The sequence below is a fragment of the Microbacterium sp. SD291 genome (genome assembly GCF_017355365.1).
Taxonomy (GTDB): domain Bacteria; phylum Actinomycetota; class Actinomycetes; order Actinomycetales; family Microbacteriaceae; genus Microbacterium.
In genome coordinates, this window is the sequence record NZ_JADIJR010000009.1 from 1 (window position 1) to 12,610 (window position 12,610).

Consider the following 12,610-nt stretch of genomic DNA (forward strand, 5'->3'; position numbering starts at 1 on the left):
CGTCGCTGTTCCCGCTGGCCCGTCCGGTGGTCCCGCCACTGGTGGCGAGACGTCGGGTGACGACGGCATCGGCAGCGGAACGCAGATCATCGCGCCCATCACCCTTCCGATCACGATCGGCGGCAACGCCATCGCAGTGCTCGGCGAGAGCACGGTGACGGTACCCGGAACCGATCCGGGAACGGACCCGGGCACCGACCCCGGAACCGATCCGGGAACGGACCCGGGCACCGACCCCGGAACCGACCCCGGAACCGACCCGGGCACCGACCCTGGCACGACGCCGGTGACCGGTGGAACCGTGGCCGCATCCGAACAGGGTCTGGCCGCCACCGGCGGCACCGCGCCTGTCGCGCTGGGGGCCATCGCCGCGCTCCTGCTCCTCCTGGGAGCGGGGATGCTCCGCCGCGGCCGCATGACGGCCTGATCGAAGACCCCGGCGCTGCGGTCGTCATCGGGAGGAGATGCCGCACCGCCGGAGTGCGGATGCCCGCGCGCGCGGAGGGGCCCCCTCCCCTCCGCCGTCTTCGGAGCCGCACAGTTCGCGGATGCCCCGCGTCCCCCAGCGCGGGGCATCCGTCGTGCCCTCACTCCCGCGTCCACGGCGAACCGCATCGGGAAGCCCGACATGCAGAACGCCCTCCGTCCCGAAGGACGGAGGGCGTTCGAACAGGAATCGCGCCTTACTTGGCGGCGACGACCTGCAGGGTGATGACGGCGGTCACGTCGTCGTGCAGACGAACCGTGGCCTCGTGCTCACCGGTCGACTTGATCGCCGAGGTGATGTGCACCTTGCGCTTGTCGATCGCACCGAGACCCGCAGCTGCGACGGCATCCGCGATGTGCTCGGTCTTGACCGAACCGAACAGGCGACCCTGCGCGCCCGCCTTGACGGCGAGACGCACCTTGGTGCCCTCCAGGGCGTTCTTCAGGGCCACGGCCTCGTCGCGGTCGTGGATCGCGCGAGCCTGGCGAGCAGCCTGGATCGAAGCGACCTGCTTTTCGCCACCGCGGGTCCACGCCGTGGCGAAGCCCTGGGGGATGAGGTAGTTGCGGGCGTACCCGTTCTTGACCTCGATCACGTCACCGGCGCTTCCGAGCCCGGCGACCTCATTCGTGAGAATCAGCTTTGCCATCTCGATACCCCTTAACGGCCAGCGCCAGCGTAGGGCAGGAGCGCCATTTCACGGGCGTTCTTGACCGCCGTGGCGATCAGACGCTGCTCCTGCACCGAGACACCGGTGATACGACGGGCACGGATCTTGCCGCGCTCCGAGACGAACTTGCGGAGGGTGGCGACATCCTTGTAATCGATGACACCGACCCGGATGGACTTCGCGGGAGCGGTGGGCTTGCCACCCTTCCGCGGCTTGCGGCGGTCGCCGCTCGACTTTCCAGCCATTGTCTTTCCTTAGTTATGAGACGGATGCCGAAGCACCCGGAGATCCTGTTTCAGAAGGGGGTGTCGTCGCCGAAGCTGCCAGGAGTGCTCCAGGCATCGGCGCTGGTCGACGAGCCGGGGGTTGACCACGGCTCCTCCGACACCTGCTGCTGTGCGGGTCGCGACTGTCCGCCGCCACCGCCGGCACCACCGGCACCACCGGTCGACGCCGCACGGGTGACCTGCGCGGTCGCGTACCGGAGCGAGGGGCCGATCTCGTCGACCTCCAGCTCGATCGCGGTGCGCTGGTTGCCCTCGCGGTCCTGGTAGGAGCGCTGACGCAGACGGCCCTGCGCGATGACGCGCATGCCCTTGGTCAGTGATCCAGCCACGTGCTCGGCGAACTCACGCCAGACGGACGCGCGGAGGAACAGCGCTTCGCCGTCCTTCCACTCGTTCGCGGCGCGGTCGAAGTTCCGAGGCGTCGATGCGATGGTGAAGTTCGCCACCGGCAGTCCGTTCTGCGTGTAGCGCAGCTCGGGGTCGGCCGTGAGGTTGCCCACCACGGTGATGACTGTTTCGCCGGCCATGAGACTCAGGCCTTCGCAGCCTTGGCGGCCTTGCGGGCAGCCTTCTCCTCGGAGCGCTTCGCCTCAGAGGCGACCATCGCCTGCGCCTCTTCGGAACGCAGAACCTTGGTGCGCATGATCTGCTCGTTCAGCTTGAGCTGACGGTCGAGCTCCTGCGTGGCGGCGCTGGTGGCGGTGAAGTTGACGACGGCGTAGATGCCCTCGGTCTTCTTCTGGATCTCGTAAGCCAGACGGCGCTTGCCCCAGATGTCGACCTTGTCAATCGAGCCACCATCGTTGGTGATGACCTTCAGGAACTTGTCGAGCGTAGGGGCGACCTGGCGCTCGTCGATCTCGGGGGTCAGAATGACCATGAGTTCGTACTGGTGCGTCACTTACCCACCTCCTTCGGACTAGAACGGCTTCCGGGACTTTCCCGGAAGCAGGAGGGTGTGTGAACGTGTCTGCCAGGGCAACCCGAATGGATGCCGGAAGGCGGACAACCTCGACAGTCTAGCGGAACATCCTTGGGGCCATGTCCAGGCGGCTCGGCGACCGCTTGGCATGCTTGTCAGGTGCGCGGTGAACGTCACCCGCACACGACCGAAGGGGGGACGCAATGCGCGTCAACAAATGGGGGGTCGGCGTGATCATCGCCGCCTCGATCCTGCTCACCGGATGCTCGGCCCCGGCCGATAAGCCGGCCGAGGACAAGCCGGCCGGTGCGACGGAGGAGACCACCGCTCCGGCATCCGACTGCCCTGAACTGGCCGAAGGCGCCACCGTCGACGGGGCGGCCCTCGGCGGCTGCATCGCTGATGCCACGACCGGCACCGCGGGCTACTCCGCGAAGACCACGGTGATGGGCATGGAGTCCACGTCGCGGTTCAGCCCCGCTGACGACGCCATCGAGTCGATCTCGCCCGCCGGGTCGATCATCGTCATCGGCGACGACATCTGGGTGAAGTCCGCGACGAGCGAGTGGCAGGTCGCCGACCCGGCATCCAGCGACCCGATGATCGCCGGGCTCAGCACGGGTGCGGCCACCGTCGCCGACACCGACCTCGCTGCCACCGCCGGGGCGCTCTCCGGTGAGTTCACGGTGACCGGCAAGGGCACCCGCCTCGGCCAGGAGGTCTTCCTGGTCACCGGCACGACCACGCAGCAGGGCGTGGCCGTCGACGTCGTGTTCGAGGTCACCGCGGATTACGTGACCCTCGCCTCGACCAGCAGCACCGAGGCCAGCGGCCAGCAGATCGAGATCACCATGGAGGTCACCGAGTGGGACGTCCCGCAGGAGATCGTCGCACCGCTCTGATCCGGAGCTGACGAAGACCCCTGCGGCATCGCCGCAGGGGTCTTCCCATGCTCTGGTCGCCTATGGACGGTCGCGTCCGGCCCGCCACTCGCCCTCCAGCAGCGCGAAGATCAGCAGCGTCGACCACTCCCCCTTGAACCACTCGCTCTCCACGAGACGAGCCTCCTGCCGGAAGCCCAGCCGTCCTCGCTGCGCCAGAACAGCACCACGTCGCCGACGAGCCGCCCGGTCTCGCGCTCCTGCACGGCCAGGCACACCGCGTCATCCTGCTTCTCGAAGCGCGTCGTCGCCCAGCGCGTGGCGATCCGCTCCTCGATGTCCGCGAGGGTGAGCCGCCCGTACGGCACGTAGCGCACCGACTCGGCATCCGACTTGTACGCGTGCATCGGCTCGGCGTCTTCCGGCGTCAGCGGCCGCAGCAGCAGGCGGTCGGTGCGGATGGGGTACGCGGGCGCGAACATCGCTCCTCCAGTCAGGGCCGGCGCCCTGCCGACACGGCTTCCACCGTAACGCGGGTACCGTGGGTGGCATGGAGTGGACTGCTGATCCCTCGGTCGGGGCGTGGCTGCGCGAACGGCTCGAAGACGATTCGGTTGCGACGATGCACTGCGTCGTTCCGCACGGATACGAGGCCTACGCGCGGGTGTTCCACCCCGCGGAGGTCCGCTCGCTTCCGGGCCGCGACGTGCCCAGCAGCCGGGACTGGCAGCGGATGCCGGTGGCCGAGCGCGACGAGCTGTTCGCGCAGCTCGTCGACTCCCCCGCCACCTGGGCGGAGACGGCACGAGCCTTCGGCACGACGATGCATGCTCGCGCGCAGTGGCACCGCATCGTGAAGACTCCGACCGACGGCGACTGGCGCACCAGGGCGGCACCGGACGGCCGTGAGTTCACCTCTCCCGAGGAGGGGCGGATGCCGCCCGCGCTGCTCGCCGGCCTCGCGGCGCACCTGGTCGCGCACACCACCACCCCGGATGACGGCTGCGCGGCCCTGTGGGAGGGCTGGGGCGGCCTGCTCGGATTCTCGGCCGGCGCGCCGTCGCGCTCCCCGCTCACCGCGGGCGACGACCCGATCCACCAGGAGATGCTCGGCCGCAGCATCCACGACCCCTTCAACAATGTCTTCCGCAAGCCCGTGTGGCACGACGGGATCCTGTCGCGCGAGATCTCCGAGGGGCCGCGACTCGTGCTCCCGGGTCGCGAGCACGTGCTCTTCACCGCGGCTCCGCGGGCGTTCGACGACCCGGACTGGGTGCTCGACGCGCCCTGGCGCGACCGCCCGATGGAGCAGCACGGCTTCGCGCCGCAGGCGCAGCATCCGAGCCTGATCTGGCCCGCCGACCGCGCCTGGGTGATGGTGAGCGAGATCGACTTCGACTCGACGATCGTCGCCGGCTCCGCCGACCTGATCCGCACGCTCTGCGCCGACGACCGGCTGGAGGCCCTCCCCCTCGCCGAGGGGTCCTCCCTGACCTGGGACTCCGACGAGGTGAACCGATGACCCAGCCCGCCCCGCAGTTGACGTTCGATGCGAGACCGCTCAGCGAGCCGGTCGATCAGCACGCCGTCAAGGCCTTCGCCGCCGAGCTGCGCGCCCGCGGCGCGGCGTCGAACTCGGTCGGTGCCGTCGTCGGCATCGTGATCGCCGGGATCGCGATCCTCGTGACGGTGCCGATGATGATCACGGTCTTCATGATGCTCGCATCGAATGACAGCTCCCCCGTTTTCGGTGTCATGCCGCTGGTGCTCTTCGGCGCCGTGTTCGCGGCGGGAGGCGTCGCCGTGTGGCTGGGAGTCCGGAACGCCAGGGTGCGCCGCTTCCGGCTGCATCGCTTCGCCCAGGCGAACGGCATGCACTACGAGGGCAGCGTCGCGGACCCGCCGCTGCCCGGCATGATCTTCAACCTCGGCAGGGCGCGCAGCGCCAGCGACCTTCTCCGCGGCACCCGGCCGCGCTTCGTCGAGTTCGGCAACTACCGCTACACGACCGGCTCCGGGAAGAACTCCACGACCCACAAGTGGGGGTACGTCGCCGTGAAGCTCGACGTGCCGCTGCCGAACATCGTGCTCGACGCCAAGGGCAACAACTCGTTCGGCTCGAACCTGCCGGCCTCGTTCGAGCGGGAGCAGCACCTCTCGCTGGAGGGGAACTTCGACCAGTACTTCACCCTCTACTGCCCGGCCGGGTACGAACGCGACGCTCTCTACCTCTTCACGCCCGACATCATGGCGCGGTTCATCGACAACGCCGCCGAGCTCGACGTCGAGATCGTCGACGACTGGATGTTCCTGTACACGCGGCGCGAGGTGTCGACCCTCGACCCCGCGACGTGGGCGTGGCTGTTCGGCGTGGTCGGCGCGCTCATCACGAAGTTCGACCAGTGGGCGCGCTGGCGCGACGAGAGACTGCTGCTCGAGAACCCCGGCATCGCACCGGCATCCGCCGCGGTATCGCCTGCAGCCGGCGGCCCGCTCCCGTTCGCTCCGCCGGTGGGGCTGCTCGCCCCGCCCCCCGGCGTGGCGCAGCAGGGCCGGCGACTGAAGCGCCGCTTCCAGTGGCTGCCGATCGTGTTCATCATCGTGTTCGCGGTGTTCTGGCTCTGGACGCGGATGCTCTGACCGGCCGACGACCCGTACGGTCACGCGGCAGGCGGGTTCCGGTCACGAGCGCGTGAGACCGAAGTACTCGAGCTCCGCTTCGTTCAGCATCCGTGACCGGATCAGGAACCGCATCCCCGTCGGCCCCTCGACGCTGAACCCCGCACCCCGGCCGGGGACCACGTCGATCGTCAGGTGCGTGTACTTCCAGTACTCGAACTGCGACGCCGACATGAAGACCTCGACGGACTGGGAGAGCCCGACGTCGAGAGCTCCGAGAAGGACGTCTCCCGGGCCGGTGAGGAACATCCCGATCGGGTAGCACATGGGCGACGAGCCGTCGCAGCATCCGCCCGACTGGTGGAACATGAGCGGGCCGTGCTGTGCGGTGAGATCGCGGATGAGGGATGCCGCGGCATCCGTCACCTCGACCCGCTGGTAGGTGCCGATGCTGACCATCTCCCTGCCTTCCTGCGTGATGCAGGGCGGGCGCGACCCGAGTCGCGCCCGCCCTGTGGTGCGGATCAGAAGAAGCCCATCGGCCCCTCGGCGTACGAGACGAGAAGGTTCTTCGTCTGCTGATAGTGGTCGAGCATCATCTTGTGGTTCTCGCGTCCCACGCCCGACTGCTTGTACCCGCCGAACGCGGCGTGCGCGGGGTACTGGTGATACGTGTTCGTCCACACGCGTCCGGCCTCGATCGCGCGGCCTGCCCGGTAGGCGGTGTCGCCGTCGCGGCTCCAGACGCCTGCGCCGAGACCGTAGAGCGTGTCGTTCGCGATGGAGATCGCGTCGTCGAAGCCGTCGAAGCTCGTGACCGACAGCACGGGGCCGAAGATCTCCTCCTGGAAGATCCGCATGTCGTTGCTGCCCTCGAACACGGTCGGGGCGACGTAGTAGCCGTCGCTGAGGTCGCCGCCGAGGTCGACCCGCTCGCCGCCGGTGAGCAGCTTCGCGCCGCCCTGCTTGCCGATGTCGATGTAGCTGAGGATCTTCTCCAGCTGGTCGTTCGACGCCTGCGCGCCGATCATCGTGGCGGGGTCGAGCGGGTTGCCCTGCACGACCTTCTTGACGCGCTCCAGTCCGTCGGAGAGGAAGCCGTCGTAGATCGACCGGGCGATCAGCGCGCGCGACGGGCAGGTGCAGACCTCGCCCTGGTTCAGGGCGAACATGGTGAACCCCTCGAGCGCCTTGTCGTAGTACGGGTCGCTGGTGGATCGCGCGACGTCCTCGAAGAACACGTTCGGGCTCTTGCCCCCGAGCTCGAGCGTCACCGGGATGAGGTTCTGCGAGGCGTACTGCATGATCAGGCGGCCGGTCGTGGTCTCGCCCGTGAACGCGATCTTGCGGATGCGCTTGTGCTGCGCGAGCGGCGCCCCCGCCTCGATGCCGAAGCCGTTCACGATGTTCACGACGCCCGCCGGCAGCAGGTCGCCGATGATGTCGAACAGGAACAGGAGGGATGCCGGCGTCTGCTCGGCCGGCTTGATCACGATGCAGTTGCCTGCGGCGAGCGCGGGTGCGAGCTTCCACACGGCCATCAGGATCGGGAAGTTCCACGGGATGATCTGGCCGACGACGCCGAGCGGCTCGTGGAAGTGGTAGGCGACGGTGTTCTCGTCGAGCTGGCTGATGCCGCCCTCCTGACCGCGGAGCACGCCGGCGAAGTAGCGGAAGTGGTCGACCGCGAGCGGGATGTCGGCGGCGAGCGTCTCGCGCACCGGCTTGCCGTTCTCCCACGTCTCGGCGATCGCGATCTCCTCGAGATGCTGCTCGATGCGGTCGGCGATCCTGTTCAGGACGACGGCACGCTCTGCGGGGCTGGTCTTGCCCCAGCTCGCGAACGCCTTCCAGGCGACGTCGACCGCACGGTCGATGTCCTCGCTGGTGCCGCGGCCGACCTCGGTGAACGGCTTGCCGTTGACCGGGCTGACGTTCTCGAAGTACTGGCCCTTCACAGGCTCCACGAACTCGCCGCCGATGTAGTGGCCGTAGCGGGGGCGGTAGTTCGCCAGGGCTCCGGGCTGACCGGGAGCGGCGTAGGCGGTGGACACGTCTTCTTCGACGATGGTCATCGGTGACTCCTTCGACGGGCCGCGGCGTCGGTGCCGGCGGCTGTGCGTCAAAGGTAGGTCGCCCGGGGTTGCGTCCCGATGCGCAACGTTGCGAGGAGTTGCGAGGTCGCCCCGGGGTGGGTCAGGCCTCTTCGAGCCGGGAGATCCGCGCGACCAGGGCGGCGCGCTTCGGCGAGCGCGCCGGGAGCATCTCCAATGCAAGCCGCAGCGCGGCGGCATCCGTCTGCCCCTCGGGGATCTCCGAATAGGCGAGCAGCACATCCAGGCTCGCCTCCGAGAGCATCACCTCGCGCAGCGCCCCGCGCACCTCCTCGCGGAACTGCTCGACGCCGGGCGAGGTCGACTCCGGGAGCACGGGTCCGCGGTAGGCGGTCAGCGCCACGCGGTGCGCGCCCCGGTCGAGGAGGGAGAGCACATCCTGGGCATCCGTCTCGAGGATCGCGGGCAGCCGGTACGGGCGCGACTCGGGGACGAGACCCGGTGCGTGACGCTCGAGCACCTTGCGCAGCCGCACCATCTCGGGGCGGAGGGTGTCCGGCGAGGCGTCGGGTCCGTAGACGAGCTCCGCCAGCCGGTCGGCCGAGAGGCCCTGCCGGTGCACCGCGAGCATGAGCAGGATCGCGGCGTGCCGGGCGCTGAGCTCGATCACCGACTCCTCGTGCGCCGTCTCCGTCTCCAGGCGCGCCCGGTCGCGGCCGAGCACATGCAGGGTCGCGCGCGCCGTGGGCTTCGCCCTCGCCGAGATCGTTGTCTTCCGCGGGCTCTCGCTCCGCTGCCGCAGCCGCGCCACCATGAGCTCCGACTCGACCGCACGCGCTGTCGCGTCGACGAGAAGCCGGGCCTGCGGCGAGACCACCTCATCGCCGCCGGTGATGTCGATGACGCCGAGCACTCGGCGGGTCTCCGGGTCGCGCACCGGCGCGGCAGTGCAGGACCACGGATGCACGAGCCTGTTGTAGTGCTCCGCGCCGCGGATCTGCACCGACTGCCCGAGAGTCAGCGCCGTTCCGGGAGCAGCCGTGCCGACGGCATCCTCCGCCCAGTTCGCCCCCGCGACGAAGCCGATGTCGCCCGTGAGCGAGCGCAGCTGATGGTCGCCCTCCACCCACAGCAGCCGCCCGGCGCGGTCGCCGACCGCGATCACCACGCCCGAGTCCTCGTCGCTCCCCGGCAGCAGCAGCGCCCGGATCATGTCCATGACCGACGCGAGCGGATGCGACAGGCGATATGCCTCGAGCTCCTCGGTGGCGAGCTCGAGAGCAGGCGCCCTCTCGGGGCCGACCCGGCTCTGCCACGATCGCGCCCACGACTCACGCACCAGCGGACGCACCTGCTGCAGCCTCTTGTCTTCGAGGTTGCCCGCGATCAGCTCCTCATGCGCGCGCTCGATCAGGAGGCGCGAGGCCTCGGGAAGGTCGTCGCGCGATGCGTGCCACGGCGCAGCCACAGCAGTCTCCGATCGTCGGCGGGGAGCGATCCCAGTGTACGAGCCGGGCGGCGGCGGGGGAACCGGGTCGGGCCCGGGAGAGCCGTGCGGTCTGTCATGCCGAAGTCACGGATGTCAGTCCGGAAAGCGCTATTTGACCTGACATCCGTGAATCGGACCCTGCAGACGGTACGCCGGGGCACGGACGGATGCCGCGGCGCGCCGGATACGCGCGTGGCGCACTACTGTGCACTGCGTGGTAGTGTGCACTGCATCGAAGGAGGTCAGATGGATACCACCCAGCTCCTCAAGGGAGTGCTCGACGTCGCCGTGCTCGCCGTGCTCCGCACCGAGGACGGCTACGGCTACGACATCGTGCGCAGACTCAGGGATGCCGGACTCGGCGATGTCGGCGACGCCTCGGTGTACGGGACGCTGCGCCGGCTCTACGCCGCGGGGAGCCTCTCCAGCTACGTGGTGCCGTCAGAGGGCGGCCCGCACCGCAAGTACTACGCGATCAACGCCCAGGGCCGCGCCGCCCTGGAATCGCAGACCCGCACCTGGCTCGACTTCGCCGGGGCGATGTCCGCACTCCTCGAACACGACCACGCCGGCGCATCCACGATCGGAGAGAAATGATGAACGGCACCGACATCTCCATCGACGAGCAGATCCGCTCGTTCGCGGCATCCGTGCGCGGGCACCTCGACGACCTCCCCGGGGAGGAGCTCGACGACATCCTCGGCGGGCTCACCGCAGACCTCGCCGACCAGGCCGCCGACAACGACGGCGTCCTGGAGCTCGGAGATCCGGCGGCCTACGCCGAGGAGCTGCGCAGCGCCGCCGGGTTCCCGCCGCGAGCCGACGCGTCGATGCCGCTGCCGGTGCGCGAGCGCTTCACGGCCTGGCGGAAGCGCACGGCGGAGAGCATCCGCCGCAGCGCGTTCGGAGCCTGGCTTCTCGACTTCCTTCTGGCGCTGCGGCCCGTGTGGTGGGTGCTGCGCGGGTTCGCGATGTTCGTACTCCTGGCCGCCGGGGCGAACGGCTCGGTGATCCCGATGTCCCCGGCGAGCTGGCTCTTCGCACTCGCGCTGGTGATCGTGAGCGTGCAGTGGGGCCGCGACCGCTGGCTGCCGAAGAACTGGCTGCGCCACGTCCGCACTGCGGTGAGTGTCGTCGCGGTGGCGATCCTGCCGTTCGCCCTCGTCTCGGCCCTCACCCCGCGGGTGGAGTACCTCGACAGCGGCTCGTACCCGCAGCCGGGACTTCTCCTCGATGGGGTGCAGGTCAACAACATCTTCGCCTACGACGCGGAGGGCGACCCGATCGAGCAGGTGCAGCTGTTCACCGGGAAGGGGACGCCGCTCAACCTCTATGGAGAGGGCGGCGGACAGATCGAGTTCCGCGGAGGAACCGAATCGGAGTACGGAATCCACGACGACGGCGAGTACGCGACGATCCCCCTCCAGGACTACCGCGGTCAGGCGGTGTGGAATGTCTATCCTCTCGACGAGGCGCGCATGGACTTCACGACGGGTCTCCCCAAGAGCTCCACGACCAAGAGCCCGAAGCCGCCCTTCCTGCGTGCGCCGAGCATCGACACAGCTGATCCGAGCCCGAGCCCATCCCCGACTCCCGGTCCGACGGAGCCCCAGCCCACGCCGACCCCGGCACCGTGACGATCATGGCCGAGCGGATCATCTCGATCGACATCACCCATCTCGTCACGGCGGCGCTCACCCAGCAGCATCCGGAGCCGGCTGACGAGCCGGACGAGTCCTGCCCCGGGTGGCCCACCAGTCCCGGAGCCGCTGCTCGGCGGCATCCGCTCCGATGACCCCCTCGTCGAGCCGCACCTCGAGGAGGTACCGGTAGGCCTCGCCGACGTCGCGGCCGGGCGTGATGCCGAGGATCTCCTGGATCCGGTTGCCGTCGAGCTCGGGGCGGATGGAGTCGAGCTCCTCCTGCTCGCGGAGGGCCGCGATGCGCGACTCGATGTCGTCGTAGGCCGAGGCGAGGCGGCCGGCCTTGCGCCGGTTGCGGGTGGTGACGTCGGCGCGGGTGAGGATGTGCAGGCGCTCGAGCTCGTCTCCCGCGTCGCGGACGTAGCGGCGTACCGCGGCATCCGTCCAGGCCCCCTCGGCGTAGCCGAAGAAGCGCAGGTGCAGCTCGATGAGCATCGCCACGGAGTCGGTCGTCGCCGTGTCGAACCGCAGCGACTGCAGGCGCTTGCGCGCCATGCGCGAGCCGACCACGTCGTGGTGGTGGAAGGTGACGACCCCGCCGTCCTCGAGCTTGCGGGTGCGGGGCTTGCCGATGTCGTGCAGGAGCGCCGCGATGCGCAGGGCCACGTCGGGCTCGGCGCCGGGGTGGCGCGAATGCTCGAGCTCGATCGCCTGGCTGAGCACGGTCAGCGAGTGCTCGTAGACGTCCTTGTGGTGGTGATGCTCGTCGACCTCGAGGCGCAGGGCGCTGACCTCGGGAAGGAACTCGTCGATGAGCCCCGTGTCGACCAGGGCGCGGATGCCGCGCACAGGGTCGTCGGTCTGCATGAGTCGCACGAGCTCCGACTGGACCCGCTCGGGACTGACGATCTTCAGCGTCGCCCGCAGCTCAGTGATCGCCTCCGCCGTCGCGTCGTCGATTCCGAAGCCGAGCTGGGCGCTGAAGCGCGCCGCACGCAGCATCCGCAGCGGGTCGTCGCCGAAGCTCACGGCCGGGTCTGCGGGAGTGCGCAGGACGCCGGCGACGAGGTCCTCGACGCCGCCGGTCGGGTCGACGAGTTTCACGGACGGAACCCGCAGCGCCATCGCGTTCACGGTGAAGTCGCGGCGGGTCAGATCGGCCTCGATCGAGTCGCCGAACTCGACGGTCGGCTTGCGGGTGACGCCGTCGTAGCTGTCGGCGCGGTAGGTGGTGATCTCGACCTGCTCGGCTTTGCCGGCTGGGGACGGCACGCGGGCGCCGATCGTGCCGAACGCGCGGCCGATGTCCCAGTGCGCGGTGGAGATCGGCTTGACGATGCGGAGGATGTCGTCGGGCATCGCGTTCGTCGTGAAGTCGAGGTCGTGCGTCTCGCGGCCGAGCAGGGCGTCGCGCACCGGTCCGCCGACGACGGCGAGGTCGAAGCCGGCCGCGGCGAACGCCTCGGCGAGGGTGCGGACGACCGGATTCTCGGCGAGCGCGCCGAGCCGGGTGAGGCCGTCGGCCATGTTGAGCATGGGTTCCAGCGTACCGGCCGTG

Annotated in this window: 15 protein-coding genes; 6 read left to right on the top strand and 9 right to left on the bottom strand. The window is 69.5% G+C overall.

Annotation, left to right across the window (positions count from 1 at the left end):
• Positions 1–427, top strand: a 427-nt coding sequence (locus IPV10_RS06830) for a chaplin family protein (protein WP_207481914.1), incomplete at its 5' end; no start/stop codon positions are given.
• Between the two features lie 256 nt (positions 428–683).
• Here IPV10_RS06830 and rplI read toward each other — a convergent pair.
• Genes rplI through rpsF form a run of 4 tightly spaced genes read right to left on the bottom strand, consistent with a single transcriptional unit; the run spans position 684 to position 2,345 of the window.
• Positions 684–1,136 (bottom strand): 50S ribosomal protein L9, encoded by a 453-nt coding sequence (gene rplI, locus IPV10_RS06835; protein WP_207481916.1) that lies wholly within the window; start codon positions 1,134–1,136, stop codon positions 684–686.
• A gap of 11 nt (positions 1,137–1,147) precedes the next feature.
• Positions 1,148–1,402 (bottom strand): 30S ribosomal protein S18, encoded by a 255-nt coding sequence (rpsR, locus tag IPV10_RS06840; RefSeq protein ID WP_102193582.1) that lies wholly within the window; start codon positions 1,400–1,402, stop codon positions 1,148–1,150.
• Positions 1,403–1,452: 50 nt separating this feature from the next.
• On the bottom strand, positions 1,453–1,971 hold the full coding sequence (locus IPV10_RS06845; RefSeq protein WP_207481924.1) for a single-stranded DNA-binding protein: 519 nt from the start codon (positions 1,969–1,971) through the stop codon (positions 1,453–1,455).
• Between the two features lie 5 nt (positions 1,972–1,976).
• Positions 1,977–2,345, bottom strand: coding sequence for a 30S ribosomal protein S6 (gene rpsF / locus IPV10_RS06850; RefSeq protein ID WP_207481926.1), 369 nt, complete (start codon positions 2,343–2,345; stop codon positions 1,977–1,979).
• A 224-nt stretch (positions 2,346–2,569) separates the two neighbouring features.
• On the opposite strand from rpsF, the gene IPV10_RS06855 reads away from it, so the two are divergent.
• On the top strand, positions 2,570–3,268 hold the full coding sequence (locus IPV10_RS06855; RefSeq protein ID WP_207481928.1) for a hypothetical protein: 699 nt from the start codon (positions 2,570–2,572) through the stop codon (positions 3,266–3,268).
• Positions 3,269–3,378: 110 nt separating this feature from the next.
• On the opposite strand, the gene IPV10_RS06860 is transcribed toward IPV10_RS06855, so the two are convergent.
• Positions 3,379–3,729 carry a GNAT family N-acetyltransferase gene (locus IPV10_RS06860; protein WP_207481930.1) on the bottom strand — a complete coding sequence of 117 codons (351 nt, stop codon included), beginning with the start codon at positions 3,727–3,729 and terminating at the stop codon, positions 3,379–3,381.
• 68 nt (positions 3,730–3,797) lie between these two features.
• On the opposite strand from IPV10_RS06860, the gene IPV10_RS06865 reads away from it, so the two are divergent.
• Entirely contained in the window at positions 3,798–4,769 is a 972-nt protein-coding gene (locus tag IPV10_RS06865; RefSeq protein ID WP_207481933.1) for a hypothetical protein, read from the top strand.
• Entirely contained in the window at positions 4,766–5,887 is a 1,122-nt protein-coding gene (locus IPV10_RS06870; protein WP_207481936.1) for a hypothetical protein, read from the top strand. The genes IPV10_RS06865 and IPV10_RS06870 overlap by 4 nt, the downstream gene beginning before the upstream one ends.
• A gap of 42 nt (positions 5,888–5,929) precedes the next feature.
• Here IPV10_RS06870 and IPV10_RS06875 read toward each other — a convergent pair whose 3' ends face one another.
• From IPV10_RS06875 to IPV10_RS06885, 3 genes are all read right to left on the bottom strand, one after another.
• Positions 5,930–6,325, bottom strand: coding sequence for a DUF779 domain-containing protein (locus IPV10_RS06875; protein ID WP_207481939.1), 396 nt, complete (start codon positions 6,323–6,325; stop codon positions 5,930–5,932).
• 65 nt (positions 6,326–6,390) lie between these two features.
• Positions 6,391–7,941, bottom strand: coding sequence for an aldehyde dehydrogenase family protein (locus IPV10_RS06880; RefSeq protein ID WP_207481941.1), 1,551 nt, complete (start codon positions 7,939–7,941; stop codon positions 6,391–6,393).
• Positions 7,942–8,062: 121 nt separating this feature from the next.
• Entirely contained in the window at positions 8,063–9,388 is a 1,326-nt protein-coding gene (locus IPV10_RS06885; protein WP_207481950.1) for a GAF domain-containing protein, read from the bottom strand.
• Positions 9,389–9,655: 267 nt separating this feature from the next.
• Between IPV10_RS06885 and IPV10_RS06890 the strand changes: the two genes are divergently transcribed.
• Together IPV10_RS06890 and IPV10_RS06895 are read left to right on the top strand one after the other, a co-directional pair.
• Complete coding sequence (locus tag IPV10_RS06890) at positions 9,656–10,006, top strand: PadR family transcriptional regulator (protein WP_207481952.1); 351 nt, start codon at positions 9,656–9,658, stop codon at positions 10,004–10,006.
• Positions 10,006–11,046, top strand: a complete 1,041-nt coding sequence (locus IPV10_RS06895) for a hypothetical protein (RefSeq protein ID WP_207481954.1) — start codon at positions 10,006–10,008, stop codon at positions 11,044–11,046. The genes IPV10_RS06890 and IPV10_RS06895 overlap by 1 nt, the downstream gene beginning before the upstream one ends.
• Positions 11,047–11,103: 57 nt before the next feature.
• Here IPV10_RS06895 and IPV10_RS06900 read toward each other — a convergent pair whose 3' ends face one another.
• Complete coding sequence (locus IPV10_RS06900) at positions 11,104–12,588, bottom strand: CCA tRNA nucleotidyltransferase (RefSeq protein WP_207481956.1); 1,485 nt, start codon at positions 12,586–12,588, stop codon at positions 11,104–11,106.
• Between the last annotated feature and the right edge of the window lie 22 nt (positions 12,589–12,610).

Excerpts from the sequence above, each read along its gene's own strand:
- rplI (WP_207481916.1), bottom strand. The coding sequence starts at position 1,136 with ATGGCAAAGCTGATTCTCACGAATGAGGTCGCCGGGCTCGGAAGCGCC.
- rpsR (WP_102193582.1), bottom strand. The coding sequence starts at position 1,402 with ATGGCTGGAAAGTCGAGCGGCGACCGCCGCAAGCCGCGGAAGGGTGGC.
- IPV10_RS06845 (WP_207481924.1), bottom strand. The coding sequence starts at position 1,971 with ATGGCCGGCGAAACAGTCATCACCGTGGTGGGCAACCTCACGGCCGAC.
- IPV10_RS06855 (WP_207481928.1), top strand. The coding sequence starts at position 2,570 with ATGCGCGTCAACAAATGGGGGGTCGGCGTGATCATCGCCGCCTCGATC.
- IPV10_RS06860 (WP_207481930.1), bottom strand. The coding sequence starts at position 3,729 with ATGTTCGCGCCCGCGTACCCCATCCGCACCGACCGCCTGCTGCTGCGG.
- IPV10_RS06865 (WP_207481933.1), top strand. The coding sequence starts at position 3,798 with ATGGAGTGGACTGCTGATCCCTCGGTCGGGGCGTGGCTGCGCGAACGG.
- IPV10_RS06870 (WP_207481936.1), top strand. The coding sequence starts at position 4,766 with ATGACCCAGCCCGCCCCGCAGTTGACGTTCGATGCGAGACCGCTCAGC.
- IPV10_RS06875 (WP_207481939.1), bottom strand. The coding sequence starts at position 6,325 with ATGGTCAGCATCGGCACCTACCAGCGGGTCGAGGTGACGGATGCCGCG.
- IPV10_RS06880 (WP_207481941.1), bottom strand. The coding sequence starts at position 7,941 with ATGACCATCGTCGAAGAAGACGTGTCCACCGCCTACGCCGCTCCCGGT.
- IPV10_RS06890 (WP_207481952.1), top strand. The coding sequence starts at position 9,656 with ATGGATACCACCCAGCTCCTCAAGGGAGTGCTCGACGTCGCCGTGCTC.
- IPV10_RS06895 (WP_207481954.1), top strand. The coding sequence starts at position 10,006 with ATGAACGGCACCGACATCTCCATCGACGAGCAGATCCGCTCGTTCGCG.
- IPV10_RS06900 (WP_207481956.1), bottom strand. The coding sequence starts at position 12,588 with ATGCTCAACATGGCCGACGGCCTCACCCGGCTCGGCGCGCTCGCCGAG.